General features: G+C 60.3%; 24 protein-coding genes and 6 pseudogenes. 12 read left to right on the forward strand and 18 right to left on the reverse strand.

The features are described from left to right. Positions 1-265 precede the first annotated feature (265 nt). Together QIY50_25940 and QIY50_25945 are read left to right on the forward strand one after the other, a co-directional pair. A complete protein-coding gene (locus QIY50_25940; GenBank protein WGV20639.1) occupies positions 266-583 on the forward strand; it encodes a type II toxin-antitoxin system PrlF family antitoxin in 318 nt (105 codons plus the stop codon). Next, on the forward strand, positions 583-1062 hold the full coding sequence (locus tag QIY50_25945) for a type II toxin-antitoxin system YhaV family toxin (protein WGV20640.1): 480 nt from the start codon (positions 583-585) through the stop codon (positions 1060-1062). Before QIY50_25940 ends, QIY50_25945 begins: the two co-directional genes overlap by 1 nt. A gap of 752 nt (positions 1063-1814) precedes the next feature. Here the strand turns inward: QIY50_25945 and QIY50_25950 are convergent. Further along, entirely contained in the window at positions 1815-2675 is an 861-nt protein-coding gene (locus QIY50_25950) for a LysR family transcriptional regulator (protein WGV20641.1), read from the reverse strand. A gap of 104 nt (positions 2676-2779) precedes the next feature. Here QIY50_25950 and QIY50_25955 point away from each other — a divergent pair, with 104 nt between their 5' ends. Beyond that, entirely contained in the window at positions 2780-3166 is a 387-nt protein-coding gene (locus QIY50_25955) for a cupin domain-containing protein (protein ID WGV20642.1), read from the forward strand. A 189-nt stretch (positions 3167-3355) separates the two neighbouring features. On the opposite strand, the pseudogene QIY50_25960 reads toward QIY50_25955, so the two are convergent. From QIY50_25960 to QIY50_25970, 3 genes and pseudogenes are all read right to left on the reverse strand, one after another. After that, positions 3356-3514, reverse strand: a pseudogene (locus QIY50_25960) (integrase). Positions 3515-3720: 206 nt separating this feature from the next. Continuing rightward, on the reverse strand, positions 3721-4608 hold the full coding sequence (locus tag QIY50_25965; GenBank protein ID WGV20643.1) for a transporter substrate-binding domain-containing protein: 888 nt from the start codon (positions 4606-4608) through the stop codon (positions 3721-3723). A gap of 404 nt (positions 4609-5012) precedes the next feature. Beyond that, on the reverse strand, positions 5013-6413 hold the full coding sequence (locus QIY50_25970) for an amino acid permease (protein WGV20644.1): 1401 nt from the start codon (positions 6411-6413) through the stop codon (positions 5013-5015). A gap of 345 nt (positions 6414-6758) precedes the next feature. Here QIY50_25970 and QIY50_25975 point away from each other — a divergent pair, with 345 nt between their 5' ends. From QIY50_25975 to QIY50_25985, 3 genes are read left to right on the forward strand one after another with little or no spacing between them, the layout of a single operon-like run. Further along, the gene (locus QIY50_25975; GenBank protein ID WGV20645.1) at positions 6759-8180 is read left to right on the forward strand and encodes a PLP-dependent aminotransferase family protein; all 1422 of its coding nucleotides are present in this window, start codon (positions 6759-6761) and stop codon (positions 8178-8180) included. A 7-nt stretch (positions 8181-8187) separates the two neighbouring features. Next, entirely contained in the window at positions 8188-9432 is a 1245-nt protein-coding gene (locus QIY50_25980) for an FAD-dependent oxidoreductase (GenBank protein ID WGV20646.1), read from the forward strand. A 17-nt stretch (positions 9433-9449) separates the two neighbouring features. Further along, positions 9450-9800 (forward strand): RidA family protein, encoded by a 351-nt coding sequence (locus QIY50_25985; protein ID WGV20647.1) that lies wholly within the window; start codon positions 9450-9452, stop codon positions 9798-9800. Positions 9801-10133: 333 nt separating this feature from the next. On the opposite strand, the gene QIY50_25990 is transcribed toward QIY50_25985, so the two are convergent. The 3 genes from QIY50_25990 to QIY50_26000 all read right to left on the reverse strand — a co-directional run bounded on the left by QIY50_25990 (position 10134) and on the right by QIY50_26000 (position 13768). After that, positions 10134-11492, reverse strand: a complete 1359-nt coding sequence (locus QIY50_25990) for an MFS transporter (GenBank protein WGV20648.1) — start codon at positions 11490-11492, stop codon at positions 10134-10136. 56 nt (positions 11493-11548) lie between these two features. Continuing rightward, positions 11549-12619, reverse strand: a complete 1071-nt coding sequence (locus QIY50_25995; protein ID WGV20649.1) for a C45 family autoproteolytic acyltransferase/hydrolase — start codon at positions 12617-12619, stop codon at positions 11549-11551. 237 nt (positions 12620-12856) lie between these two features. Further along, positions 12857-13768 carry a LysR family transcriptional regulator gene (locus QIY50_26000; GenBank protein ID WGV20650.1) on the reverse strand — a complete coding sequence of 304 codons (912 nt, stop codon included), beginning with the start codon at positions 13766-13768 and terminating at the stop codon, positions 12857-12859. Between the two features lie 243 nt (positions 13769-14011). On the opposite strand from QIY50_26000, the gene QIY50_26005 reads away from it, so the two are divergent. Both QIY50_26005 and QIY50_26010 read left to right on the forward strand, forming a co-directional pair. Continuing rightward, the gene (locus tag QIY50_26005; protein ID WGV20651.1) at positions 14012-15733 is read left to right on the forward strand and encodes an amidohydrolase; all 1722 of its coding nucleotides are present in this window, start codon (positions 14012-14014) and stop codon (positions 15731-15733) included. A gap of 120 nt (positions 15734-15853) precedes the next feature. Further along, positions 15854-16579: a TorF family putative porin gene (locus QIY50_26010; GenBank protein WGV20652.1), complete on the forward strand. Its 726-nt coding sequence runs from the start codon at positions 15854-15856 to the stop codon at positions 16577-16579. A 121-nt stretch (positions 16580-16700) separates the two neighbouring features. Here QIY50_26010 and QIY50_26015 read toward each other — a convergent pair. The 6 genes and pseudogenes from QIY50_26015 to QIY50_26040 all read right to left on the reverse strand — a co-directional run bounded on the left by QIY50_26015 (position 16701) and on the right by QIY50_26040 (position 20300). Further along, positions 16701-16916: pseudogene (locus tag QIY50_26015) on the reverse strand (N-acetyltransferase). A gap of 55 nt (positions 16917-16971) precedes the next feature. Beyond that, positions 16972-17337, reverse strand: a pseudogene (locus tag QIY50_26020) (NAD(P)-binding domain-containing protein). A gap of 71 nt (positions 17338-17408) precedes the next feature. Further along, positions 17409-18122, reverse strand: a complete 714-nt coding sequence (gene arsH, locus QIY50_26025) for an arsenical resistance protein ArsH (GenBank protein WGV20653.1) — start codon at positions 18120-18122, stop codon at positions 17409-17411. 23 nt (positions 18123-18145) lie between these two features. Next, the gene (locus tag QIY50_26030) at positions 18146-18616 is read right to left on the reverse strand and encodes an arsenate reductase ArsC (GenBank protein WGV20654.1); all 471 of its coding nucleotides are present in this window, start codon (positions 18614-18616) and stop codon (positions 18146-18148) included. A 14-nt stretch (positions 18617-18630) separates the two neighbouring features. After that, positions 18631-19914, reverse strand: a complete 1284-nt coding sequence (locus QIY50_26035; protein ID WGV20655.1) for an arsenic transporter — start codon at positions 19912-19914, stop codon at positions 18631-18633. Positions 19915-19943: 29 nt separating this feature from the next. Continuing rightward, entirely contained in the window at positions 19944-20300 is a 357-nt protein-coding gene (locus tag QIY50_26040; GenBank protein WGV20656.1) for a metalloregulator ArsR/SmtB family transcription factor, read from the reverse strand. 497 nt (positions 20301-20797) lie between these two features. Between QIY50_26040 and QIY50_26045 the strand changes: the two genes are divergently transcribed. The 3 genes from QIY50_26045 (at position 20798) to QIY50_26055 (ending at position 22672) form a co-directional block, all read left to right on the forward strand. Next, entirely contained in the window at positions 20798-21325 is a 528-nt protein-coding gene (locus QIY50_26045) for a DUF3455 domain-containing protein (GenBank protein ID WGV20657.1), read from the forward strand. A 103-nt stretch (positions 21326-21428) separates the two neighbouring features. Beyond that, the gene (locus tag QIY50_26050) at positions 21429-21977 is read left to right on the forward strand and encodes a sigma-70 family RNA polymerase sigma factor (GenBank protein ID WGV20658.1); all 549 of its coding nucleotides are present in this window, start codon (positions 21429-21431) and stop codon (positions 21975-21977) included. Next, on the forward strand, positions 21974-22672 hold the full coding sequence (locus tag QIY50_26055; protein ID WGV20659.1) for an anti-sigma factor: 699 nt from the start codon (positions 21974-21976) through the stop codon (positions 22670-22672). Before QIY50_26050 ends, QIY50_26055 begins: the two co-directional genes overlap by 4 nt. A gap of 202 nt (positions 22673-22874) precedes the next feature. Here the strand turns inward: QIY50_26055 and QIY50_26060 are convergent. The 3 genes and pseudogenes from QIY50_26060 to QIY50_26070 all read right to left on the reverse strand — a co-directional run bounded on the left by QIY50_26060 (position 22875) and on the right by QIY50_26070 (position 24037). Continuing rightward, positions 22875-23132 (reverse strand): annotated as a pseudogene (locus QIY50_26060) (MerR family DNA-binding protein). Next, positions 23111-23719: an NAD(P)H-dependent oxidoreductase gene (locus QIY50_26065; protein WGV20660.1), complete on the reverse strand. Its 609-nt coding sequence runs from the start codon at positions 23717-23719 to the stop codon at positions 23111-23113. Before QIY50_26065 ends, QIY50_26060 begins: the two are co-directional and overlap by 22 nt. 54 nt (positions 23720-23773) lie before the next feature. Continuing rightward, entirely contained in the window at positions 23774-24037 is a 264-nt protein-coding gene (locus QIY50_26070) for a hypothetical protein (protein WGV20661.1), read from the reverse strand. Between QIY50_26070 and QIY50_26075 the strand changes: the two are divergent. Next, positions 24011-24284: pseudogene (locus tag QIY50_26075) on the forward strand (electron transfer flavoprotein subunit beta/FixA family protein). The gene QIY50_26070 and the pseudogene QIY50_26075 overlap by 27 nt on opposite strands. Before the next feature lie 78 nt (positions 24285-24362). Here the strand turns inward: QIY50_26075 and QIY50_26080 are convergent. Together QIY50_26080 and QIY50_26085 are read right to left on the reverse strand one after the other, a co-directional pair. Continuing rightward, positions 24363-24792: pseudogene (locus QIY50_26080) on the reverse strand (YeeE/YedE family protein). A gap of 1 nt (position 24793) precedes the next feature. Beyond that, positions 24794-25231: a YeeE/YedE family protein gene (locus tag QIY50_26085; GenBank protein ID WGV20662.1), complete on the reverse strand. Its 438-nt coding sequence runs from the start codon at positions 25229-25231 to the stop codon at positions 24794-24796. Positions 25232-25271 lie beyond the last annotated feature (40 nt).

The following is a 25271-nucleotide window of genomic DNA, read 5'->3' on the forward strand; positions in this document are numbered from 1 at the left end:
CGGGAGAACAGGTGAGCCCATCCAGTTCATGTCCTTCAAGTTCCCTGATCCTTAGCACCTGGGACTTCTCTTGGTTGCGCTACAGCGCAATACTGCTGGCCATCTGTCTTGAGCCAATGGAAGCATCGTGTCCCTGGAAGTGGTGTAACTCATCTTGCGGCGCTATTGAGCGTCCTCCCCGCCTATGCTTGATCAGCAGAAAACCAAGATTGACCGAGTAAGGATTATTCCTTACCATCCGATCAATACATCCGGGAGAACACTCATGCCTGCCATCCACGAAATCGCCACGTTGACCTCGAAGGGACAGGTCACACTGCCCAAATCCATTCGCCAGCTACTGGGCATTGACACAGGTGGCAAAATTGCATTCGACGTACGCGGCGGTGAAATCGTGGTCAGCCGCGTAGAAACCACCCACGAAGACCCTGCCATCGGTGCGTTCCTGGGTTTGCTGGAAGCGGATATCCGAGGCGGCCGCAACCTCACCACTCTGCCGGAAGACTTGGCGCAAACCATGCTCGCCAACGCAAACCACTGCGTAAACCTGGACGAAGATATCGATGGTGAGGTCGCGATCTGATGCTGCGACATGGCTGGACACTGTTGTTCCATGAAGGTGTGACTTTACAGCTACGCAAATTGCAAGAAGCCGCCGCCCGAGCCGAGCAGAACGATCCGCAAGGTTTTGAGAGCAACGCTAACGTCAAGCTGTTTCGGGCATTGAGCCATCTGATCATGGAGGCTGTGCCTGCCGACCCAGGCCGTGATGAGTTCCGCCAAGGCAACACGCTGGGCACCGCCTACCGACATTGGCGCCGTGCAAAAATCGGCAGGCGCTTTCGGCTGTTCTTTCGCTACGACTCAAGGTCCAAGGTCATCGTCTATGCATGGGTCAACGACGAAAACACCCTACGCTCCGCAGGCAGCAAATCCGATCCCTACGCGGTTTTCGAGAAGATGCTGGGCCGCGGCAACCCTCCTGATGACTGGGATGCGCTGACTGCTGCGACGCGCAGCGACTGGGACGAGCCCAAAGCAATAAGTTGCGCAAATGGGTGAGGGATTGCACGTTCTGCGCCAGCCCCGCCCCCGGTGCGTCCACTGTAATCCACTCGTAGCTGCTGTAAAAAGGGGTACATCTGGGGGTACAAAACCAATTTCCCATTCATAACCAACTGATTTATATGAATGTCCAAATGTTCTTCGGGGATCCCGATAGCCTGTAAGCGAGCTCCACCGAGATCCAGAAAAACCAGCAGTACAGTCACATAAAGAGCCGGCAACGACTGTTCCTGGGCCGAGGTTTTCGCTGGGACCGACGACCAACTCACCGGCTGCTGCAGACTTACCCTGGGGGCTGGTGATGCCGGCGCTGGAAGCTGCACTTTCGCAGACGGAGCCAAAAGCACGGTTGATTGTGGTGGTTGGCGTGCATCGTGTTGCTGGGGATGACAACTATTGCCTGTATTTCGATGCGGCGCTGCCGCGACGCATGCATCTTTGGCCAATTATGGACTGGTCGCGCGCCATGGTGCGCCGGTCACAGCCGTCTGATTGCGGGCCTCGATGGCGCAGGCGCTGACACGGTAATGCGTTAGACCGCGCGAATCATCAAGTGCCTCGGGCGAGTATCGAAGCAGTTGCGGCTGCGTTCGAGCCATCTTGCTGGTCTGAGGGGGTTGCCAAGGTTTTCGAGAACTGTTCCGAAATAGCCGCTCATAACTCGTCGAGTTGATCGGCAACTTGGCGCACTTTGTCCTTTCCAAACCCGATGGGTGCTTTAGGTACTGCCTGAAAAATCCTTCGGAGCTTTAGATGTCAGAGCGCTTGAAATGATCCCTGATAAGGTCAGCAAGATCAGAAACAGGACTACTGGCATTATCCACCATCTGCAACCGCACCGCGAACTCGGGCAATGTCGGTAGCCCACAATCCGATAATGATAGTATGAGTCCTTCGGGAGCGAGGCTTCGCAGCCAAGGCGTGACCGCAAGCCCACTGCGAACCATGGTCAATGTAGTATCGGCTGAGGTATTTTCGAACACCATCCTTCCGACAATACCTTCATCGCCCAGACGCTGCAAAACGGTATCGCGAAAAGCGCAATTCGCGGTCAAAAAGCACAGGGCTAATGGCCTCTGTGCTGCTGTCGCCTCGTTGCCCAACCATACGAGTTGATCCACAGTCAGCCGTTCGCCCAATTCGACGTTGATCGGGCCTTGACTGAGTACCAGATCGAGTTTGCCGTTGGCGAACGCTTGGTCGAGATCCATCGAGGCAGCGCTGAAAATCTTTACCTCGGCCCTCGGAAAGGCATTACTAAAAGCCTTGAGCAAGGGGGCAAGCGGGGCTCCGGCCATATCGAAGGGGAGCCCAAGGCGCACCGAGGCAGCTGACTCCCTACCGCCAATGGAGGCACAGAATGCGTCATGCATCCGTAGCAGACGACGAGCATCTGGCAGTAGCGATTGCCCCTTCCACGTCAAACGACTGCCCTGTGTATCACGCAGCAATAATTGGCAGGCGAGGAATTCCTCCAGGCGCTTGATCCGCTGGCTAACAGCACCTTGTGTGAGGTGCAGGTTGACTGACGCAACGCTCATGCTCCCAGTATCCGCCACTTCGACAAATGCTCTGAGCAGCGCCAGATCAAGGTTGTGAGTTTTGTTCATATCAAGCCATTAGCAATGTTAATGCCGGCATTATAATGCGTCGCTACACAAAATCTACGCCACTCTTTAGATTGCAAGGCTCAGACTGACACACGGACAGAGGCATGAGCATGATCAACCCCTTGGATAGCATAAATCTACGAAATGAACTCGATACACTGACGGAATACTGGAAGCCCCGAGTCCTCGGGCGTGTTAACAACCAGTTCGTCAAAATTGCAAAACTGAAAGGGGAATTCGTCTGGCACGCCCACGAACATGAAGACGAGATGTTTTTAGTGATCCATGGCACACTTCGCATTCAGCTCGAAGATCGCACCATTGTCTTGCACGCGGGGGAATATTGCGTCATCCCCAAACAGATCCGACACAAGCCGATCGCTGAGGATGAGTGTGCGGTCATGCTGATTGAAACGGATACCACACTTCACACCGGCGGTGAACGCTCCCCCCTTACAGTCTCGATAGTTGATCAGTTATATCCAGCTTGACCCAATGACAGCGCCAAGGCTTTGGCGTTCGAGATTAAGGCATTCAACCAGAACTTAGTTATACGCATTCAATCATGCCGGGTGACCACTTCGATTCCTGATTGTCTACCCGTGAGAACAATGTCTTCGGTGAATGCTCATGGCCGCTAAGACGGTCTGCCCTCGACCGTCGCTTTTGGATGGTCAGACCTACGTCTGCTCTGCCATCTCCAAGGCATTGTCGACCTCAACCCCCAGATATCTGACGGTGCTTTCAAGCTTCGTATGGCCAAGCAGGAGTTGGACTGCCCTTAGATTCTTGGTTCTGCGATAGATCAATGAGGCCTTCGTTCGCTGCAGCGTGTGGGTACAGCTTTCCCTTGTTCCATGGCCGATGGGTGTAGATAGCAGCGGTTTTCATGGGTTGTCCTCCGCGTTAGGGAGAACAAGGGTGAACTCGATACGGTGGACGGTCGCTAACCGACCCATAGCGGCCGTTAGCCGAGGTCGGCTAGCGGCCAATTCCGGAGCTTGGTGCTTTCGCTTCAAAGAAGACGTTCGCAACCACTCGAGCATTACAGCGCTGGCTTGTCACTCCGCGTCTCGAGATTGGCTTTGAGCTGTTCGCTCATCGGCATGTTCAAATTCATCCCTTTTGGAGGAATCGGTGATTGAAACCACTTGGTGTATAGCCTTGCGAATTCGCCCGACTTCATGAGACGGGTTATGGTGCCATCGACCAATTCCTTGAATTCAGGATCATCTTTTCGAAGCATGCAGCCATAAGGTTCTACTTGCAGCGCATCACCCACGACTTCGAGGGAGTCGGGATTTTTGGAGTTCGCCATGAGGCCAAACAGCAGGACATCGTCCAGGGCAAGCGCCACGGCACGATCATTCTCAACCAGCGCCAAGGAGTCATCATAGTCTTTGCCCAAGACGACCTGTACGTCTAGATTGTGGTCGGCACTGTATTGACGGAGGACCTTCTCGTTCGTGCTACCGGCTGTGCTGGCAACAGTCTTCTTTGCAAGATCGGCGTAGCTCTTTATGCCGGAGGTTTTCTTGGTTAGTAGGCGCGTGCCGGTGTAGAAATGGCTGATTGCAAAAGCCACGTCCTTCCCACGCACGGCGTTGTTAGTAGTGGAACCGCACTCCAGATCGTATGTGCCGTTGACCAGCAACGGAATTCGGGTTTGCGAAGACACAGGAATGTAAACCACTTCCAAGTTCGGCTTCTTGAGCTTTCTACGCACATCAGCAACGATGGCATCGGTCAAATCGACGGAGAAACCGACGGCTTTACCGGGACTAATCAAGTAGCTGAAGGGTACCGACGCCTCCCGGTAAGACACGGTGATTTTGTTACTATCAGCAACCTTTTCGAGGGTCTGCGCGTTGGCGTGAAATGCGATGGCAGACGCGGCCAGGATTGTCGCTGCTACGAAATATGAGGTTTTCATAGGGCTCCCTTGAAAGCATGAAAAAGACAAAAACTTATCAAAAACACACTGACAAACGTGAAGGTGAGCGCAAATTTCCGGCGTGGTGACGAAAGGTCATTGGTAGTAAAAAGGTACGTCCATGGAGGGTAAATACTTTGCGCCAGATCAAAAAACTGATCATCTTGCGAAATCGAGGGAAGATGTTTCGCTGCCACTTTGGCAATGAAACACTCGTGGTGAGCATTGTCATGCAAGCGCATTGCAAGATATCGATCTGATTGACTACTAATCGATGCGCGCAACATGTCTTCAGGGTTCCTGTCAGCTACGGGTCGATAGCTGCCAGTCGCGAGTGACTGATTTGCAATGACGCTTCATGAGAAAACCCCGCCAGTTGGCGGGGTTTCGATCCGACGGTGCGATTATGCAACGCGCGTGTCACGCGGCCCGGCATGCAACCGGCGCTTGCGCACCAACAAATGCGCCGCCGAAACCACCGCCAGGCTGACCAGGCTGGCAAGCAATTGCGTGCGCAGCCCTTCCTGGAACGCCATGGCCACCAGCACCCCGACGATGGCGGCGACAACCGCGTAGGACAGACCGGGGAACAGCCACATGCGTAGCGTCAGGCGCTGTGGCGCTTCGCGCTCCAGTTGACGGCGCAGCCGCACTTGAGCGATCGCGATGGCCAGATAGACAAACAACATGATGGCGCCCGAGGCGTTCACCAGGAAAAGGAAAACACCTTGCGGTGACGCGATCGCTGCGGCGATGGCAATGTAGCCAATCACACTGCTCAGCAATACCGCCAAGCGCGGTACCCGGTGCCCGGTCAGTTGCGACAATGCAGCCGGCGCATCGCCACGCTCGCTGAGGCCGAACAGAATGCGCGAAGACACATACAACCCGGAGTTCAGCGCCGACAGCACAGCAACCAGAACCACGGCTTCCATGATCAGCGTCGCACCCGGTACATGCATGACTTCCATGGCGGTGACGAAAGGTGAATGCCCTGCCTCGATAGTGCCCCAGGGCACGATACAGACGATCAGCAGAATAGAGACGACGTAGAACGTGATCACCCGAAAGATCACCGAGCGGGTCATCGCAGCGACGCTCTTGGAAGGGTCATCCGATTCGGCTGCAGCGATGGTAGCGATTTCTGCGCCGCCCACCGCGAAAATCACTGTTGGCACGCCGGCGAGCACGGCGCTGATGCCGTAAGGCATGAAGCCGCGGTCGTTGACCAGGTTGTCCAGCAAGGCGCCGGTGCTAGGCGCCCATCCGAACAGATAGGCACAACCCAGGCCGATGAAAACGATGATGGCGAACACCTTGAGTGATGCGAACCAGTACTCGAACTCGCCATAGGACTTCACCGACAGACAATTGATGGCGGTCATGATTGCCAGCAGGCTCAGGCCGATGGCCCAGGCGGGCAGCGGGATCCATTGCTTCAATATGTCGGCTCCAACCACCGCCTCCACCGCTACGACAATGACCCAGAAGTACCAGTACAACCAGCCACTGGTGAAACCGACCCAATTGCCCAGCCCCAGTCGCGCGTACTCGGTAAACGATCCAACGCCCGGTATCGCCACCGCCATTTCACCGAGCATGCGCATGACCAGCATCACTACGATGCCGGCAGCAAGATAACTGAGAAACGCTGCGGGGCCGATCGCGCCAATGGTTGCACTGCTGCCAACGAACAGGCCGGCGCCGATGATGCCGCCCAGCGAAATCATGGTGATGTGCCGCTGGCGCAAGGCGTCACTCAGCCGGCGCTCACGCGGTTCATCCAGCTTCAGCGAATTGCTCATGGGTGCACCTCCTGATCCTGGGTGTTGCCGTACAAGCGAGCCTCGCCGAACGAGACATCGGATGATGAAATGTGATGCGACGCCGGATATTCTGGGCGCCTGCCATGGCCCCCCGGAACCGGAAGCAATGCAAGCGGGCTGCGCGCCAGGCTGTGGAACGGCTGATCTGTCATGGCGAATTCCTACCGTAGGGGTTCGTATTATTGTAATGCATGACAAGCAGTACAACTTGAAGCTACCAACCCATATTTATCTTGTCAATATCGTTTGTCATGGGTAAGAATACAGGACAATCCCAGCTGTTATCCTGCTGCGAGCAGGATAAGCATAAGGAAAAATCAGGCCATGAGCCCATTCAAAGAGCTACTTGCCGCCCTAAAGACGGATACGCTGCTGCAGCGCGACAGCGCCGAAACACTCTACTCGCAACTGGCCTCCTCCCTTGCCGAAGCCATTCGCAGTGGCGCCCTGCGTCCGGGCGAACGGCTTCCACCCCATCGCGAGCTGGCCGGCGAACTGGGCATCAACATCACCACCGTGACCCGCGCCATGGCCGTGCTGCAGGAGCAAGGCCTGATCGAGAGTCGCCCAGGCCGAGGCACCCAGGTTGCGGTGCCGCGGCAGGTACAGGTGCAGTTCCAGTCGGCGCCAAGCGATGCCCCCGGCATGATCGACCTCAGCGTCAACCGCCCCGCTACCGATGCTTACACCCAGGCTCTGGCCACCCTCCTGCCGCGCCTGGCCAACGACCCGCGCTTTGCCGGGATGAAGGAGTATCACCCCTCCGAAGGCATGCCTTGGGCGCGAGAAGCCGCGGCGACCTGGTTGCGTGCACTGGATGTACCCGCTCAACCGAGCAATGTGGTGATCACCGAAGGGGCCCAGCACGGCATCGCCTGCATCTTGCGCGCCATGACAGTGGCAGGTGACACCGTGTTGGCCGACAGCATTACCTATCAGGGCATCAACGCCCTGTGCCGGTCATTGGGGCTGAACCTGGTTGGGGTAGCGGGGGATGAGCGGGGTATGAACCCTCAAGCACTAGGCGAGGCTATCGCGACCTACGCACCACGGGTGCTGTTCCTCGTGCCGTCGATCCACAACCCGACCGCCATCACCCTCGACGCGCAACGTCGCGCGGACCTTCTTGAAGTACTTGCACCACACGACGACCTCTGGCTGATCGAGGACGATGTCTATCGCCCGTTGCTCGAGCGCAGGGACGAGACATTCATGTTGCGCCGCCTTGCGCGGACGTTCTATGTCACCGCCCTCTCCAAATGCATCGCACCGGGCCTGCGCATCGGCTTCGTCGTCGCGCCACCCGAACAGGTGCAGAACATCGCCACCACCTTGCGCATCGACTGCTGGAGCATCTCGCCGCTTAACGCGCTGATTGCGACACGCTTGATCGAGGATCACGTCAGCGAGGCACTGATTGCCCATCAGCGCGAGGAGTTGCGCGAACGCCAAGCCTTGCTCGCAGAACACCTCAAGGGCCTGCATTACCAGGCCAGCGATGTTGGCACACATGCCTGGCTGCAGCTGCCTGAACCTTGGAGCGCGTCACGTTTCGCCCGCCTTTGCCGGGAGCATGGCGTCGGGCTACTGCCCGGCGGGGCGTTCAGCTTGCGCCATGACCAATCGCCCAATGCGGTGCGCATCAACCTTTCCGCGGCCAAGTCTCGCGAGCAGCTTGTCCAGGCCCTGGACGTCATTGCCCGTTTCGCGCAGCAAGGCCATTTGCATATGTTCGACAGGGTCTGAAGCCTAGATGAAGATGCCAGAGCGTTGTGAAGTCGCTGTAATCGGTGCCGGTGCGGTCGGCGTTGCCACTGCCTTGTGGCTACGCCGCCAGGGTTACCATGTGGTGTTGCTGGAGCGCGATGCGGTCGCTGCAGGTGCCTCCTATGGCAATGCGGGCACATTTGCGCCCTATGGCTGCATGCCTATCGCACAACCTGGCCTGCTGCGCGACATACCACGCCTGCTCTTCTCGGCGGACTCGCCCTTTGTGGTGCGGTGGTCTCGCTTGCCGCGTTTGATGCCCTGGCTTGTCCGCTTCCTGAATCAGTGCCGGCCTCATCATTTCCAGCACAACGCGACGGCCCTTGCACAATTGCTGCAACACACCTACGAAGGGTATGCACCACTGCTGGATGAGGCGCCAATGGCCGAAAAGCACTTGCGCCATAAAGGCTGCATCTATGCCTACTCCAGCCTGGACAGCCTGCGTGGCGCCGACCGCGGTTATGCGCTGCGTGACAGCTTCGGCATCCCTCAACAGCGGTTGAGTCGCGACGAACTCGAAGCACTTGAGCCCGCACTGGCCGGCAAGACGGTAGGCGGCATCCTCTTCCCCAAATCCTCCCATCTGGATGATCCAAAGCGCTTCTTCGAGGACTTGGCAGCGCCACTGCTGCTCGATGGCACCCTGTGTTTCAGCACCGTGCAGCGCCTTGTTCGGCGCAACAATGCACTGCAACTGGACTGCGCCGATGGCCACAGCCTGCTCGCCGAACGCGTGGTGCTGTGCGGCGGAGCCTGGTCTGCCGCCCTCGCGCAGCAACTGGGCGATCGCATCCCGCTGGATACCGAGCGTGGCTACCATATCGAGTTCGACCTGGAGGATAACTTGCTCGAACGCCCCTGCTGCCCGGTCGAAAGCGCCTTCTACATGACCCCCATGGCGGGTCGCCTGCGCGTGGCCGGCACCGTGGAGCTGGGTTCGATCAATGACCCAGCCAACCCCCGACGCTACGAGTACCTGGAGCAACGGGTACGGCGCGTGCTTGGCCTTCGCCAGCCAGTGGCGAGGCGCTGGCTGGGCTTTCGCCCGTCGCTGCCGGACTCGCTACCGGTCATTGGCGTCTCGCCGAACGAACCACGCCTGATTCACGCCTTTGGTCATCAGCACCTTGGCTTGACACTGGCGGGGGTAACAGGGCAACTGGTAAGCCAACTCATCGAAGGAACAGCGCCTGCATGGCTCGACGCGTTTTCCTCACGCCGTTTCTGACCCAAGGAGATTGACCCATGACCATTCAGCGCAAACAGATCAACCCGCGCATGAGCCAGATCGTGATCCACCGCGACACCGTCTATCTTGCCGGCCAAGTCGGCGAGACCGGCCAGACGGTGTCGGAACAGACCCGAGAAGCCCTGGCGCGGGTCGATGCACTGCTCGATGAGGCCGGCACCACTCGCCAGCACCTGCTTCAGGCCATTATCTGGTTGGCCGACATGGCAGACTTTGACGAGATGAATACCGTATGGGATGCCTGGGTGCCCAGCGGCCATGCACCGGCGCGAGCCTGCGGCGAGGCGAAGCTGGCAGATCCGCAGCTGCTGGTGGAAGTGATCATTACCGCTGCCGTTCCCCAGTAATGTCACGTGGCGCCGGGCTTGTGACGAGCCCGGATGGCCACCGAAAGGCTCAAGCTTCGGAACTCCTGGAACGGTTGTTTCAAGTGTAACAAGGCCTGGACTGACACTCTCGCCAGTATGAGTTTCTAGCCCAAATACAGCTTTCGCCGAGTGACCGCTATCGACCCATTGCGGACATTCGCTGAGCCAAGACGATGGGTAGACCAAGCTTACACCTGGCCGGCACGCATGTCGGGAGGGCTGCCTTAAGCATTACGCGGGTAAAGAGCGAAGGCAGCTTCTGTAGCTCACGATCAACTTCGACTCGGACGCCTCCTATCCAGAAATACACATTCAACTATTTTTTCGCCAACGCGTACTGGTTCCGCACCAGCTCGCTTCCCCTGCAACACTATCAGGTTCATCGTCGATTTCCGCCATGCTCAGTCGCGATGTTTCGGGCAACAACAACGAGCACAACGCGACTAATGCCAGCGCGCCAGCTCCATACAACGCCACGCCTAGCGGATTGTGGTCAGTAAAGATAAGGATTGCAGTGGCGATGCTAGATGCCGTGCCGCCGCCCAGTGCTGCACCGATCTGATAGCTGGCCGAGATTCCCGAGTACCGCATATTGCGCGGGAACTGCTCCCCCAGAAACGATGGTATGGGACCTTGGGTTGCGCCCATCAGCAGACCGGTCAAGCTGTAGGCGAACAGGGCAATACCGAAGCTCATCATGCCTACCAGTTCGAAGAAGATGAACAGCCCGAGCGCCATAACCACAGCACCGAACACCATCACCGTGCGCCGACCCAGACGGTCAGACAGGTAGCCGAACAGCGGCGCGGAGAACACGATGGCGATCGACAAGGTAAGGTCGAACATCAACGCCTGGGTGCTGCCGAAGCCCACCTGGGTAGCGTAGGTCAGGAAGAAGGTGCTGCCGATATAGGCGATGGTGCAGTAGCCAAAGGCGATCCCGGTGCACAGCAGCAGCTGGCGTGGACGCTGCCGCAAGGCATCGGCCATCGGTGCGCGGACCGCCTTCAGCGTGGGGGCGGCGACCGGTACCGCAGCTTTCAGGCGCGCATACAGGCCGATCAGCACCAGCGTGCCACCGAGCCAGAAGGGGATGCGCCAGGCAAAGTCCACCAGGTTGTCGTTGAAGGCGGCACTGACGATGGCGAACACCGCAGCGCCAAGGATGCCACCGACGCCGATGCCCATGCTCGTGAAGCTGCCCCACAACCCTCGCCTGCCCGGCGGCGCCGACTCGATGCCGAACAGCGCGGCACCGCCCCATTCGCCACCGGCGGCAAAGCCTTGGATCAGGCGCAACAGCACAAGAAGGATCGGGGCAGCGACGCCGATACTGGCATGGCTTGGCAAGCAACCGATGAGGAAGGTGCTCAGGCCCATGAGCAGCAAGGTCGCGACCAGCACCTTTTGGCGGCCGATGCGGTCACCGTAGTGGCCGAACACCAAACCGCCCAGCGGACGGGCGAAGAAGCCGGCGCCAAAGGCGCTGAAGGCCACCAAGGTCGCGGTCAGGTGGTCCATTTGCGGGAAGAACACTTGGGGAAATACCAGCGCAGCCGCAGTGCCGTAGATGATGAAGTCATAGAACTCGAGCGCAGTGCCCATGCCGGAGACGCAGAAGGTCCGCAGCGCAGACCGGGACGACGCAGGGTTGGAATGTTCCGCATGCATTGTTGTTGTTCTCATTGTCAGCGGGTGCCGCCCTATTCAAGTGGCACCGGGTGGGCTCAGAAACGCTCAAAGCCAGCCTTGGCCAGTTGCAGCGGCGTGCCCGCTACGTATTCCAGCGCGCCGCGCTCGGTATCGATCCCGACGCTCAGCAGGGTTTCCCAACGTTCGGTATCGGGCATGGCCATGTCCGGGTGGAAGCAGATCGGTGCGCTGTCGCCTTGCGCGCCGCACATGGCTTCGGCACGGACGCGCAGATCGGCGCTGCCCATCTGGCCGATCACCTGCTCCAGGTGCCCCAGACGACACTGGGTGTCGGCGCGGTCGGCGACCTGTTCGCCCAGGCTCAGCTGCGGGTCGAGGAAGTGGTTGGTGTGCAGCAACCAGCCGTCTTCACGCGGTAGCACCAGCGCCGTGCGCTCAGGGCTTAGCTCGATGCTGACGGCGCGCGGGCTGCTGTCCTCGCGGGAGAACACGGTGAGCACGGTGGAGGCGCTGACCCGCGCCGAACGGGCCAGTTCGATGGCTTCCTCGACACTGCTGGCGTCTTCGAGCAGACGGCGGGCAATCGCGTGTACTGGCACACCCCCGCTGTCGTTGTCGCTAGTGTGATGGAGGATATTGAAATGCAGGCCCAGACCTGAGCTGTTCACCCCCAGCTTGGCGAGCATGCCGAATTCGCAGAACAGCTTGACGTTCATGCCACGCTCGGTGTGCAGCGCCAGCATCAGGCCGTGAGGGCAGAGGCTGTCGTGCCAGTCCCAGGTCTGCAGGGTCTGCGGCGCACGCGGGCCGCGCGGCGCACGCACAGTGGTGGAACATTCGCTGTGACGGGTGCGCGCCGCCAGCACCTCGGTACGGGCGTTCAGGCTTGCCAGCTGCCACAACGGCAGGTCGGCGCCGCTGGCCAGACCGATCACCTCGGCCGCCAGGTTCGGGCTCCAGGCTTCCAGGGCGGCCAGGCTGTTTTCACCGATGCGCTGCGCCTCACGCAGGGACACGCCCACCCGCGGGAAGAAGTCCAGGTACAGCTGGGTGGTATGGCGGATCTGCTCGGCGAAGCGCTCGCCGATCTGACGACCACGTTCGGCGGGCGTGCGGATATCGGTGACTAGGGTGTGGATCTTCACTGCGGGGAACTCCTGGTACAGCAGGCTCGAGGCATCGTTGCTGTTCTGGAAAGAGTGAGGCAGCCTCTCCCCCTGTTGCATGTACCTGCGTGAGAGTGACAGGGCAATGGACAGGGCACGAAGTGGCAGCTGTGTTCAAGCAACCACCGCTAGCCTAACGAGCCACTCCCGGACGATCATCGCCACAACCCGCACAACTTTTGTGCCTGAGTGGAACAACTGAATCCCGCGGCTTGGTTACAGCCCCTGGCTGCGCAGTTGCTCGTGCAGCAAGGCGATGAAGGCCTGCACCTTGCGCGTGTTGCGCCGATGGGGCAGGTACAGCACGTGCACCCAGGGCCCGAAGGCACTCAACGCCCGCCAGTAGTCGGGCAGCACTTCCACCAGTTGCCCCTTGGCCAAATAGGGCGCGGCGCACCAGGTGGGCACGAACTGCAGGCCATGACCATCGAGCAGGCAGGCAAGCAGGAAGTCGAAGTTGTCGCTCACCAGTCGAGGCGTGGGCTGGCGCACGCGCAAGGTCTGGCCCTCGTGCTCGACCCACCAGAAGCTGCGATTGAGCAGAGGATGGCGCAGCAGCAACCAGTCGTGCTGGGCGTAATTCTCCAAGGTGATGGCCTTGCCACGCCGGGCCAGGTAGTCGGGGCTGGCGCAGAGGATCACGCGGTTTTCGATCAGCGGCTGGGCGATCAGCTCGGGCTGGTCTGTGGGGCCGTCGCGCAGCGACAGGTCGTAACCGCCGTCGATCAGGTCTTCGTTGGCGTCGTTGAGGTTCACCTCCAGGCGCACCTGCGTGTGTTCGCGCATGAAGCGAAAGCACACCTGGTTGAGAAACGCCGGGCCGAACGACGGCGGCGCGGTGATGCGCAAGGTGCCACGTAGTTCGTGCTGCAACTGCTCCACTTCCTCGGTCACCAGTTGCAGGTGCATCAACGCCTGGCGCGCTCCTTCCAGGTACAGGCTGCCGGCCTCGGTGAGCGCCATGCGCCGGGTGGTGCGCTCGAACAGGCGCACCCCAAGTTCGGCCTCCAGGTGGGCGACGGCCTTGGTGATGGCCGAAGGCGTCTTGCCCAATTGCTCGGCCGCACGACTGAAGCTGCCGTGTTCGGCGGCGGCGACGAAGATGGTCAGGGCCGTCATTTTGTCCATGGTTTCTTCCTGTTCGGCACAAGCGAGGCATTGGAGAGAGTGCGCGAAGATCCACGCCTTTCCATCAAGCCTGCAAAAAGCGCGGATTTGAATAGGCGTCGAGCGGCGTGTGCCTTGCACCATGGCAATGATAGGCAAGGGATTGTTTCCCGATCGCGAAAAAAGTTGTGCCTATCGCCGCATTTAACCGGCCTTGCGCGTTGGCTAGGCTGCGGCGCAATCACAACAAGAACGAGGCACCGAATGAAGCACCTCCTGAAGATGGCGATCAGCGCGGGCCTGGCCTGCACTTCCCTGCACAGCTTCGCGGCAGTGGACGTGATCTTTCACAACGCCAAGGTCTACACCGCCGAGCCAGGCCAACCGCTGCAGCAAGCGGTGGCGGTCGAGGGCGAGAAGATCGTTGCCGTGGGATCCGACCAGGCCGTGCTGGGCCTGAAGGCCGAGGGCACTCAGGTCATCGACCTGCGCGGCAAGGTGCTGATGCCAGGCATGCTCGACTCCCACTCCCATGCCATCAAAGGGGGCCTGCAACTGGAGCTGGCCAACCTGATGGGCGAGCAGATCCCCCTAGATGAACTGGAGCAACGCCTGCGTGGGTGGCAAAAAGATGGCAAGGCCGTGCGTGGCGAGTTCCTGACCGTCGGCGGCGTACCGGGCACCTACTGGGATGACATCCCGGCTCTGGAGCAGCGTTTCAACCATGGCGAATGGGCCGACCAGCCGATCCTGCTGGCCGCCAACGACATGCACACCGGCTGGGCCAACCAGGCCCTGCTCAAGCGTGCCAAGATCGACGCCAAGACCATCGCGGCGTTGCCCACCGAAGCACGCAGCACCATTGGCCAGCATCAGGACGGCACGCCCAACGGCTTTCTGGCCGACGCCAGCTACTACCCGGTGACCGACCTGCTGCCGCCGCTGTCCCACGACACCCTGATGACCGCCGGGCGCATGGCCCTGGCCTACTCCAAGCAGCTGGGCATCACCGGCTGGATGGACCCGCTGGCCAACGAGCTGCCCGGCGCGGATGTGAAGAACGACTCGCTGGGCGTGCTGCCGGTCTACAAGGACCTTTCCGAACGAGGTGAACTGACAGCGCACATCGCCGCACTGCTGATGACCGACTCCAAGGCCCGCCCAGCCGACCTGGATGAGCTGGACAAGGTACGCCAGCAGTTCCTCGGTGTACGCAATCTCACCCTGCCCGGCATCAAAGTGTTCGCCGACGGCGTTGCCGAAATGCCAGCGCAAAGCGCGGCGATGCTTGAGCCCTACAAAAACTCCGGCCAACGCGGTGAACTGCTGCTGGATCCGAAGCACTTCGGTGAACTGGTCGATGCCGCCGATGCCCGTGGCTGGCTGGTTCATGTGCATGCCATCGGCGATCGCGCCGTGCGCGAGGCACTCAACGGCGTAGAACAGGCCCGACGCGCGCGACACAGTGGTGTCCCGCACTCGATCACACACTTACAGATGGTTAGCGCCCAGGACTATCCACGCTTCAAACAGCTCGATGTAATTGCTTCCATGCAATTGTACTGGGCCAGTGCCGACGAAACTAACGTCGACCTGGTCAAGCCGTATGTCGATGAGCATGCCTTCGCCCACAGCTACCCGGCCCACTCGCTTTACAAGGCGGGTGCGACCATCGCCGGCGCAAGCGACTGGCCGATCACGACCCCGGAGCCGTGGAAGGCGATCTACCAGGCCGTCAGCCGCAAGGGCGCCAAAGGCGTGCTCAATGCCGACGAGGCCATCGACCGCGAAACCATGTTCCAGGCCTACACCCTCAATGCCGCCCGCGCCATGCGCCTGGAGCAGCAGGTCGGCTCACTGAAGGTGGGCAAGCAGGCCGACATGATCGTCCTCGACCGAGACGTGCTCAACGTCGATCCCGAAGCGATGCGTGACACCCAGGTGCTGCAGACCTGGTTCGCCGGCAAGCAGATCTACCAGCGCTGATCGCATCGCAGAGAAACCCGCTTCCACGGACTCGACACGAGTTCCTGTGGGAGCAGCTGCAGCCGCAAAACGCCACTCCCCGTTACACCGTGCACAACAACAATAAATGGAAAGCACCGAATGACCGTACGCAGCCTAATCGCAGGTGGCCTGCTCGCCTGCGCCCCGCTGGCCCATGCCATCGACCTCAACGACGATTTCAGCCTCGAGGCTAAGGCTGGCGTTTTCAGCGATTACCGCACCCGCGGCATCTCCCAGACCCAGAACGATCCCGCCCTACAGGGCTCGTTGACCCTGGCTCACGCCAGCGGCCTATACGCAGGCGTATGGAGCTCGAACGTCGACTTCGGCTTCGGCAACAGTACGCGCCAGGAGCTGGACTACTACGCCGGCTACTTCTGGCAGATCAACGACGACGTCACCCTCGACACCTCGTACATCAAGTACGCGTACCCGCGCCAGGGGGACTTCAACTACGGCGAGTACCATGCCGAACTGCGCGCCGGGGGCGTGCTGCTGGGCGGCAACTATTCGGACAACTTCAACGGCGACCAATCGATGTTCTATAGCTACGTGGGCTACACCACGCTGCTGCCGTACGACACCAACTTGCTGGTGCGCTACGGTCGCAACGACTACAAGGACCCGAGCTGGTTCGCCAATGATGGCGCCAGCCGCGACGACTACCACGAATGGGAAGTGAAGCTAACCCGCACGATGCTGTCGCTCGACTGGTCGGTCAGCTACATCGACACTGACCTCTCCAAGAACGAATGCGCCAGTTACCTCGGCTTCAAGGATATCTGCTCGGCCACGGTGGTGGTCTCGGCCAGCAAGACGTTCTAAAGCTGCGAGTTGCTACAAGCTGCTATGGGTCGAAGGAAGCCGGGTGGCGGCTTTCGACCCACAGCTGCCTTTCGCGGAAGACAGCTAAACTCACTGGGACGCTCTAACGGGGCGTTGGGATTCAAGATAGAAAGCTTACTGGAGCCTCGGGGCGAAGGCCTTCGTCTCCGAAATCAAACCGCCAATACCCCACATCATGCCAAGCATGGAGCTTGTATCCGACCTGCGGGAAAGTACCGATGTGCTGGAAACCCAGTCGCTCGTGCAGCCCGACACTGCCTTTATTCGGCAAGGCAATGCCAGCATACGCCGAGCGATATCCCAGACGCTTCAGAACTGAAATACGGCCCTCCTGTTGAGCCTTGAGGCGCTCGGTAGCCCGTTCGAACAGCCTCCGGTGACCGATAATGGGCGGAGTGAATCTGCTGTCCCTGGAACAGCTCTATCCCCGGATAGGCCGGAACATAGGGGTTACTCCAGGTCCCCGTTGCGCTGATGACGGCACGAGCCTCCCAGTCCCGGTCCTTCGAGCGTACACGAAGGCCACGCCCGGTCCGCTCCACAGCCGTGACGCTAACGGGTCGAGCGATAGGGAACCCGTATCGCGCCTCGTACTGCTCCAGATAGCTGATCACATGACACCTATCGGGATTACCTTCGGTGATTAGCGGCATCGGCCAGCCCGCGATCGAGCTCCATGCGGATGGTGAGAACAGCGTCAGTGAGTTCCAGCCATGGCGCCACGCCCCGCCCGCAGCCTCAGTCTTCGCCGAATTGGTTGATGTGCGCAGGCTTCTGAATTGCGCGTGGATGCGACATGCTCATGAGCTCAAATGGAGCGAATGTTGACTCTCTTGGATAGTTCTTCCGCCGACTCTTTGCGCTCGGAGTAACGGTCTACCAAATAATCCTGGCGATCACGCAGCAGGAGCGTGAACTTGGTCAGTTCCTCCATTACGTCGACCAGTCGATCGTAGAAAGAAGACGGCTTCATGCGCCCGGCTTCATTGAACTCCAGGAAGGCTTTCGGCACCGACGACTGGTTCGGGATGGTAAACATGCGCATCCAGCGGCCAAGCACGCGCAGTTGGTTCACCACGTTAAAAGACTGCGAGCCTCCACAAACCTGCATCACCGCGAGGGTCTTGCCCTGGGTTGGGCGAACGGCGCCCATGGCCAGCGGTACCCAATCGATCTGCGCCTTGAATACAGCACTCATTGAGCCGTGACGCTCGGGGGAGCACCACACCTGGCCCTCGGACCATTGCATCAGTCCGCGGAGTTCCAACACCTTCTCGTGGGAGTCTGGAGCGTCATCCGGCAGCGGCAGGCCGGAAGGGTCGAAGATACGTGTTTCGGCGCCGAACTCTTCCAGCAGGCGCGCAGCTTCCTGGACCATCAAGCGGCTGAATGAGCGCTCGCGGGTCGATCCGTACAGCAGCAGGATGCGCGGTTTGTGCGTGGAGGGATCCTTCGGCGCCAGCCGCTCCAGCGACGGCAGATCAAACAGTTCTGGTTGGACATTTGGCAGGTGGTCGTTCATTTCGGTCTCCATTGATCCAGGGCCTACAGCGCGCCGATGCGAGCAAGTTCGGCTTTCAGTTCAGCCTGGCTCAGTTGCGAGAAAGGCAGCGCAATGAAGGCGCGCACGCGCTCATCGATCTTCGCAAGTGTGGTCTGGAAGGCTTCTTCGATTTCTGCCTCACTCCCGGTGACCGCTGAAGGGTCGGCCAGGCCCCAGTGGGTTTTGAGCGATGGACCGAAGAAGATCGGGCAGGCTTCGCCAGCAGCGCGGTCGCACACGGTGACAACGATGTCGGGAGTAGAGCTCTCGAAGGCATCCGAGGCCTTGCTTGAAAGTCCAGCGGTGGGGATATCGGCGGCTTCCAAGGTTTTCAGTGCCCGCTCATTGACCTTGCCGCTAGGGAAGCTGCCCGAGCTCACAGCTTCCATACCCTCGGGGGCCAGGTGATTGAACAGCGCCTCGGACAGGATGCTGCGGCAGTTGTTGTGGGTGCACATGAACAAGACTTTCATCAGGTATCTCCGGTTCAAAAGCTCAGGCGGATGGCCAATGCGGCCAAGGTGGCAAGCAGGATCGGCAGCGTCAGGACGATGCCGGTACGGAAGTAGTAACCCCAGGTGATGACGATGTTCTTGCGGGCCAGCACGTGCAGCCACAGCAAGGTGGCCAAGCTGCCGATGGGGGTGATTTTCGGACCCAGGTCACAACCGATGACGTTGGCGTAGACCATGGCCTCGCGCACGATGCCGGTGGCCTCGGCGGAATGGATCGACAAGGCCCCTACCAACACTGTGGGCATGTTGTTCATGACCGACGACAGGCCAGCGGCGAGCAGCCCCGTCCCGAGAGATGCGCCCCAGATCCCGTAGCCGGCGAAGACATTGAGGATCTGCGTCAGGTAGTCGGTGAGGCCGGCGTTACGCAGGCCATAGACCACGAGGTACATGCCAAGCGAGAACACCACGACCTGCCAAGGCGCGTCCTTGAGCACCTTGCGGGTAGAAATCACGTGCCCGCGCGCGGCGATCAGGTAGAGGATCAGCGCACAGGCAGCAGCGATGGCGCTGATCGGAACGCCCAGCGGCTCGATGGCGAAGAAGCCGACCAGCAACAGCGCAAGCACCCACCAGCCGGCAACGAACGTCGCCTTGTCGCGAATAGCGGCCTCGGGAGCCTTCAGTTGGTCGAGTTCATAGGTACGCGGCAGGTCCTTGCGGAAGAACCACAGCAGCATTCCCAGGGTGGCGGCGATGCTGACTAGGTTCACCGGCACCATGACCGAGGCGTACTCGCTGAAGCCAATGCCAAAGTAGTCGGCGGAAACGATGTTCACCAGGTTGGACACCACCAGCGGCAAGCTCGCGGTATCGGCGATGAAGCCCGCCGCCATGACGAATGCCAGCGTTGCCGCCGGGGAGAAGCGCAGGGCCAGCAGCATGGCGATGACGATCGGGGTCAGGATCAGTGCCGCACCGTCGTTAGCGAACAGCGCCGAGACGGCGGCGCCCAGCAGGATGATGAAGGCGAACAGCTTGCGGCTGCTGCCATTGCCCCAGCGGGCCACGTGTAATGCCGCCCACTCGAAGAACCCCGCCTCATCCAGCAGCAAGCTGATAATGATGACTGCGATGAAAGTGGCGGTAGCGTTCCAGACGATTTGCCAGACCACGGGGATATCGGACAGGCTCACGACGCCCGCCAGCAGCGCCACGACGGCCCCCAGTGCGGCGCTCCAGCCCACGCCCAGGCCTTTGGGCTGCCAGATGACGAGAACGATCGTCACCAGGAAAATCAAAAATGCGATCAGCATGACTACAACTCAATCAGCAAAGGGAAGTCTCAAGCACAAGCAACAGGGCTCTGCGGCCGCTCGCCCATTTTGGCAAGCCGCAATGCATCGAGGCTCAACCATTCCTGGTTGGCATCGACCACTCCCTTCAGCATCGCGTCCACCCACTGTGGCAGCTCGGGATGCAGTCGGTAGTACACCCACTGACCCTTGCGGCGATCCATCAGGACTCCAGCCTCGCGCAACTGGGCCAGATGCCGGGAGATCTTCGGCTGGCTCAGCTCCAGCGCGTGGGTAAGTTCGCAGACACAGAGTTCGCCTTCACGGGCGATCAGCAGGGTCATCCGGGCCCGGGTGTCATCAGCCAGGCATTTGAAAACGATGGGGGGAGTCAGTGTTTCCCGCATGTGACCTCCTGGGGAATGCGTGTACGGGCAATATCTGGAGATCCAAATATATGCCGACTCGAATATATGGTAAATCAGATATTTACAATCACTTCGCCTTACGAGGCTCGGGGATATAAGCACAGAGACCGATCCCAAGCCCCAAAGGCAATTTCCAGTTCGAAGGAGTTCAACAGGCTTTGCCCGACGTCTGCGGTCTACATGGTCAAGGAGCTTGGCGGCATGAACTCGGTGGCACCACAAGTAACTCGCCTCCACGAACGTCACTGAGGTCGTTCTCAGGTGTTCCAGGAACGAGTCCTGCGCCCCCGAAAGATGTCGAACTGCATCGACCTCGGTTTCGTAGACAACTGGAACGGCTGCAAAGGGTCGTTAGCCGCCGGCCCTGACAGGCAAAAACTTTTTTCCTTCCAGTGCATCTGGTCCGGTCGTTCGCGGGTATTGCTTATGGGTGGCCTATGACTGCCCAGCCAAATGTCTTGTCAGGAGCACTACCCATGAGCCTCAAACCCTCCGCCTGCCTGCTCGCCTGTTGCCTCGCCCTGGCGCTGCAACCCGCTCACGCACAATCCTCGCTGCCAGAGGCGGTCAAGGTCCCCGATGGCCATCGCGTCTTGCTCGAGACCGTGGGCGTCGGCGAGATCACCTATGAGTGCCGCGACAAAGCCAACACCCCCGGGCAAACCGAATGGACCTTCGTCGGCCCCAAGGCCGTTCTCAATGACCGCGCAGGCAAACAAGTAGGCGACTACTTCGGCCCACCCGCCACCTGGCAAGCCAAGGACGGATCGAAAGTCACCGGCATCCAGCTGGCGGTGGCACCTGCAGACAAGGGGGCCATACCCTATCAGCTGGTCAAGGCCAATCCGGCCGAAGGCAAAGGCGCCATGCAGGGAGTCAGCTATATCCAGCGCCTGGCCACCCGCGGCGGCTTGGCGCCGGCAAGCGACTGCACGGCGCAGAACAAAGGTGCCAAGCAGGTTGTCCAGTACCAGGCCGACTATGTGTTCTGGACAGCCAAGTAAGACGCACTTGAGCAGACACCTTGCAATTGTTCATCTACGCTCGTTGGCAAGCCCCCGGCTGGATGGCCGGGGTACCTTGCATGACTCAAGGAAGCTGCACACGTTGAACTCGCCTGTCGCTCCCTTCGACTTTCACCGCTGCCTGCAGGCCTGCGCACAGGGCGACCGGCGCGCTCTGCAGGCGCTTTACGACCACGAAGGCGCGCGCCTGCTGGGCGTTGCCCGGCGCATCGCGCGTGACCACGCTAACGCGGAAGACATCGTCCACGATGCTTTTATTCGCATCTGGACCCGCGCCGCCAGTTTCGACCCTGCGCGCGGCTCGGCGCGCGGCTGGGTCTACAGCATCACCCGCCACCTGGCACTCAATTCGATCCGCGATTCACGCCGTGAAACGGTGCTGGACGAAGCCGATATGGAGACGACGCCTGCATTGCACGGGGGATTTGATGAAATTGACCTCTGGTCTGGTTCGGCGAAGATCTACCGTTGCCTCGAAAAACTGCAGCCTGCACCGCAGCGTTGCATCCTGCACGCCTATGTGGACGGCTGCAGCCACGCCGAGATCGCCGGGTTGCTCGGGGCCCCATTGGGCACCGTCAAAGCCTGGATCAAGCGCAGCCTGAAGGCATTGCGGGAGTGCCTGGAATGAAGCCGGATACCGCCGAGGAAGTGGACAGCCTCGCCGGCGAGTATGTGCTGGGGACCCTGTCGCCGCAGCAACACGCCACAGTGGCTGAGCGTCTTGGAAGTGACCCGGCTTTGCGCGCCTCAGTGGATGCCTGGGAGGCACGTTTGCTGGAGCTGACCGCGCTGACTGCGCCGCAGCCAACGAGCGCCCGCCTGTGGGGCCGTATCCAGCGCAGCCTGAATGAACTGCCCGCAGCGGCCGCGCAACAGCGGGTCAAATGGTGGCGACGCCTCGGACTGTGGCAAGGGCTAAGTGCTGCGGGGCTGGCTGCAAGCGCGGTTCTGGCGTTTGCATTGCTGACTGCACCCCCGCCCACCACCCAATTCGTGGTGGTCCTGGTGGCGCCCAACAGCCAGGCCGCCGGCTGGGTGGTGCAGACCAGCGACAGCCGCATGATCGAGCTGATTCCGCTTGGCCAGGATGCTGTGCCCGAAGGCATGGCCCTTCAGTTCTGGACCAAGGGCGAGCAGTGGCAAGCACCGGTTTCACTGGGCCTGGTCAAACCCGGAGAGCCCTATCGTGTTCCGCTCCAGAGCCTGCCACCTTTAGAGGCCAACCAGTTGTTCGAGCTGACATTGGAAAAATCCGGCGGCTCGCCCACCGGGCTGCCGACGGGGCCGGTGAAGTTCATTGGCCGCGCGGTAAAAGTGATCTGACCTGAAAAGGTCTGCAACCACTGACCGCTATGGGTCGAAAACGGTCATTCGCGACCGGCAGCTATCGACCCATAGCTGCCTCTCAGCCCTACACGGCTGAGCGGATTCGTATACGGTTGATGTTTTTACGCCCGTATTGGCGGGTCAAACCCGCTCCTGCGGCGATCGCATTCAGATCGAAGCCAGCAACTCGCTTCGTTGCTTATGGCAGACGCTTAAGCCCGCACTGATGCCTGGCACCTTCAAGGCTTGCTTCAAACGCCTCTAGCCCAGCGTATAACTGTTGCAGCCCAGTGATTTGCCCCAGCACTTCACGTTTCTTGTCGGCAATGGCCTTGCCAGCCAACTCCCACGGCAAATCAGCACCCTGATGCCTCAGCAGAATCGCCTGCAGTTCTTTCAGTTTGAAACCCAACTGCTGCGCGCATTTGATGAACGTCAGCAGCTCGACACTCTGCTGATAGCCGCAGGCCAGCTGGCGATGCCTCGTGCCAGTTCGAGCCAGGCTCCACGCCGCCGCGCGCTGGAGCCGAGCAGCGGCCCGAACATCAAGGTACGCAGCGGTCTGATACCGCAGAACTGCAACGTGGTTTTGCGCACCTGGTGAAGGCCAGGCATGCGATACACCCAGCGGTAGTACCACGGCGGTGTATCCATCGTCACCAGCAGATGCGCCGTTCGCCCCTTGAGCAGTTGCTCGGGGAAAGCCTTGCCTGCCCTATACTGAAACGCGAAACCGGGCAGGAACACGCGATCGAAAAAGCCTTTCATCAATGCAGGGATACCGCCCCACCAAATGGGGTAGATAAAGGCTAGGTGCTCGGCCCAGGTGATGTCGGCCTGGGCCCTGAGCAGATCGGGTTCCAGAGGCTGCGCTTGCCGGTAGCCATTGCGTAGTACCGGGTCAAAGCTCAAAGCATCAAGCCGTAACACCCTTACATCATGGCCGGCACTTCTGGCCGCCTCGACATAACTCTCGGTCAACGCTGCACAGAAACTCTCGCTTGACGGGTGCCCCAGCACCACTAGTACTCGTTTGCTCATCATCCCTTCGTCCTGAACATGAGGCATGCAGGGTAAAGCCTGCCCCTAACGGGAGAGTCAACTGCTCAGGCTGCTCTGGGCATATTGGCCTGCACATTCGGCACCGACGGGCTTGTGGCCACGGTTGGCAGCCATGACAGAGTCGGTCAGTTCGCCGTCAAGTAGCGTGACACCGCCTATCAAGCGGATGTGGTCACCCGCCGCAGCGTTTCGCGTCCGCCCATCCTGCAGGCGTTCCTTGAAGACCTCGATGCCTGCGCCTCCCAGCCCGGCTACGCCTGATTCGCCCCGCTGGTCGGCTCGGGCGCCGTCCAGGAGCAACTGCGCACCGCCCTGGCAGCGGGTGCCGACCGCGCCATCCTGGCCGTGGCCAAAGGCACTGAAAGCCGTTGTCGACAAAGAGCAGCCGCAGCTGGTTATCCTCGGCAAGCAGGCCATCGACAGTGATGACAACCAGACCGGCCAGATGCTGGCGGCGCTGACCGGCTTCGCCCAAGGCACCTTCGTATCCAAGGTGGAAGTCGCTGGCGACAAGCTGAATGTCACCCGTGAAATCGACGGTGGCCTGCCTGGCGCTGGTTGTCACTCTGTTGCCGTTCGCTGAAACAAGGCCAAGGCCATTATGGGGCGCGCGGACATTGGTTATTTACGCCTGGCGGCTTTTGCCAAGTGCTTCCAAGCCATTGAACAACACCATCCCAGCCAGCATCGCAGCCACGAACAGCCCGCCTTGCCAGAACCACGCCGGCCAGCAGCACCAGGGCCGGCCCCGGGCACACCCCGGCCAGCCCCCAACCGATGCCGAAGATCAGGCTGCCGCCCACCAGCCGTCCGTCAATGTCACGCCGGGCAGGCAACTGCATCGCGCCGCCGAGCAAGGCCACAGCATGTCGACGCGCCCAGGCCATGGGCAGCAGGGCAACACCGATGGCTCCCACCATGACCAGTGCCAGTGACGGGTCCCACTGCCCGGCGAGGTCGAGAAACCCCAGTACCTTGGCAGGATTCGCCATGCCCGACAGCAGCAACCCCATGCCGAACAGCAACCCCGCGATGAATGCGCTGATACGGGTCATTTCATGCTCCTGGGAATAGGTGACGAACCACGAAGACCGTGGCAAAGCCAGCCGCCATGAAGCACAACGTCGCCACTGCCGAGCGCGGGGACAGGCGAGACAGGCCGCACACCCCATGGCCGCTGGTGCAGCCACTGCCATACCGGGTACCCAGGCCCACCAGAAGCCCCGCGACCATGAGCAACCAGGGGGCCGTACTGAAATGCACCGGCGGCATCGCCGAGAACACTCGCCACAACAGTGGCGCCGCAATGATGCCCAGCAGGAACGACAGCTTCTCGCCTCGCCCTCCCCCCTCGCGCTGCAACAGCGAGCCGAGCAGGCCACTGATGCCGGCAATGCGCCCGTTCGCCACCACGAACAGCCCGGCGGCCAGGCCGATCAGTGCCCCACCTGCCAGTGCCGACCACGGTGTGAAGGCAGCCATATCAACATGCATCTCAGTGCTCCCTATCGACCTGCAGAATTGAACCGGCTCC

The organism is Pseudomonas putida (assembly GCA_029953615.1).
Classification (GTDB): Bacteria; Pseudomonadota; Gammaproteobacteria; order Pseudomonadales; family Pseudomonadaceae; genus Aquipseudomonas.

Bases quoted from the DNA above. Each gene is read 5' to 3' on its own strand.
- QIY50_26005 (WGV20651.1), top strand. From the start codon at position 14,012: ATGAAGCACCTCCTGAAGATGGCGATCAGCGCGGGCCTGGCCTGCACT.
- QIY50_25945 (WGV20640.1), top strand. From the start codon at position 583: ATGCTGCGACATGGCTGGACACTGTTGTTCCATGAAGGTGTGACTTTA.
- QIY50_26030 (WGV20654.1), bottom strand. From the start codon at position 18,616: ATGAAAGTCTTGTTCATGTGCACCCACAACAACTGCCGCAGCATCCTG.
- QIY50_26055 (WGV20659.1), top strand. From the start codon at position 21,974: ATGAAGCCGGATACCGCCGAGGAAGTGGACAGCCTCGCCGGCGAGTAT.
- QIY50_25970 (WGV20644.1), bottom strand. From the start codon at position 6,413: ATGAGCAATTCGCTGAAGCTGGATGAACCGCGTGAGCGCCGGCTGAGT.
- QIY50_26035 (WGV20655.1), bottom strand. From the start codon at position 19,914: ATGCTGATCGCATTTTTGATTTTCCTGGTGACGATCGTTCTCGTCATC.
- QIY50_25965 (WGV20643.1), bottom strand. From the start codon at position 4,608: ATGAAAACCTCATATTTCGTAGCAGCGACAATCCTGGCCGCGTCTGCC.
- QIY50_26010 (WGV20652.1), top strand. From the start codon at position 15,854: ATGACCGTACGCAGCCTAATCGCAGGTGGCCTGCTCGCCTGCGCCCCG.
- QIY50_25975 (WGV20645.1), top strand. From the start codon at position 6,759: ATGAGCCCATTCAAAGAGCTACTTGCCGCCCTAAAGACGGATACGCTG.
- QIY50_25985 (WGV20647.1), top strand. From the start codon at position 9,450: ATGACCATTCAGCGCAAACAGATCAACCCGCGCATGAGCCAGATCGTG.
- QIY50_25940 (WGV20639.1), top strand. From the start codon at position 266: ATGCCTGCCATCCACGAAATCGCCACGTTGACCTCGAAGGGACAGGTC.
- QIY50_26040 (WGV20656.1), bottom strand. From the start codon at position 20,300: ATGCGGGAAACACTGACTCCCCCCATCGTTTTCAAATGCCTGGCTGAT.
- QIY50_25990 (WGV20648.1), bottom strand. From the start codon at position 11,492: ATGCATGCGGAACATTCCAACCCTGCGTCGTCCCGGTCTGCGCTGCGG.
- arsH (WGV20653.1), bottom strand. From the start codon at position 18,122: ATGAACGACCACCTGCCAAATGTCCAACCAGAACTGTTTGATCTGCCG.
- QIY50_26085 (WGV20662.1), bottom strand. From the start codon at position 25,231: ATGCATGTTGATATGGCTGCCTTCACACCGTGGTCGGCACTGGCAGGT.
- QIY50_26065 (WGV20660.1), bottom strand. From the start codon at position 23,719: ATGATGAGCAAACGAGTACTAGTGGTGCTGGGGCACCCGTCAAGCGAG.
- QIY50_26045 (WGV20657.1), top strand. From the start codon at position 20,798: ATGAGCCTCAAACCCTCCGCCTGCCTGCTCGCCTGTTGCCTCGCCCTG.
- QIY50_26000 (WGV20650.1), bottom strand. From the start codon at position 13,768: ATGGACAAAATGACGGCCCTGACCATCTTCGTCGCCGCCGCCGAACAC.
- QIY50_25980 (WGV20646.1), top strand. From the start codon at position 8,188: ATGAAGATGCCAGAGCGTTGTGAAGTCGCTGTAATCGGTGCCGGTGCG.
- QIY50_25955 (WGV20642.1), top strand. From the start codon at position 2,780: ATGAGCATGATCAACCCCTTGGATAGCATAAATCTACGAAATGAACTC.
- QIY50_25950 (WGV20641.1), bottom strand. From the start codon at position 2,675: ATGAACAAAACTCACAACCTTGATCTGGCGCTGCTCAGAGCATTTGTC.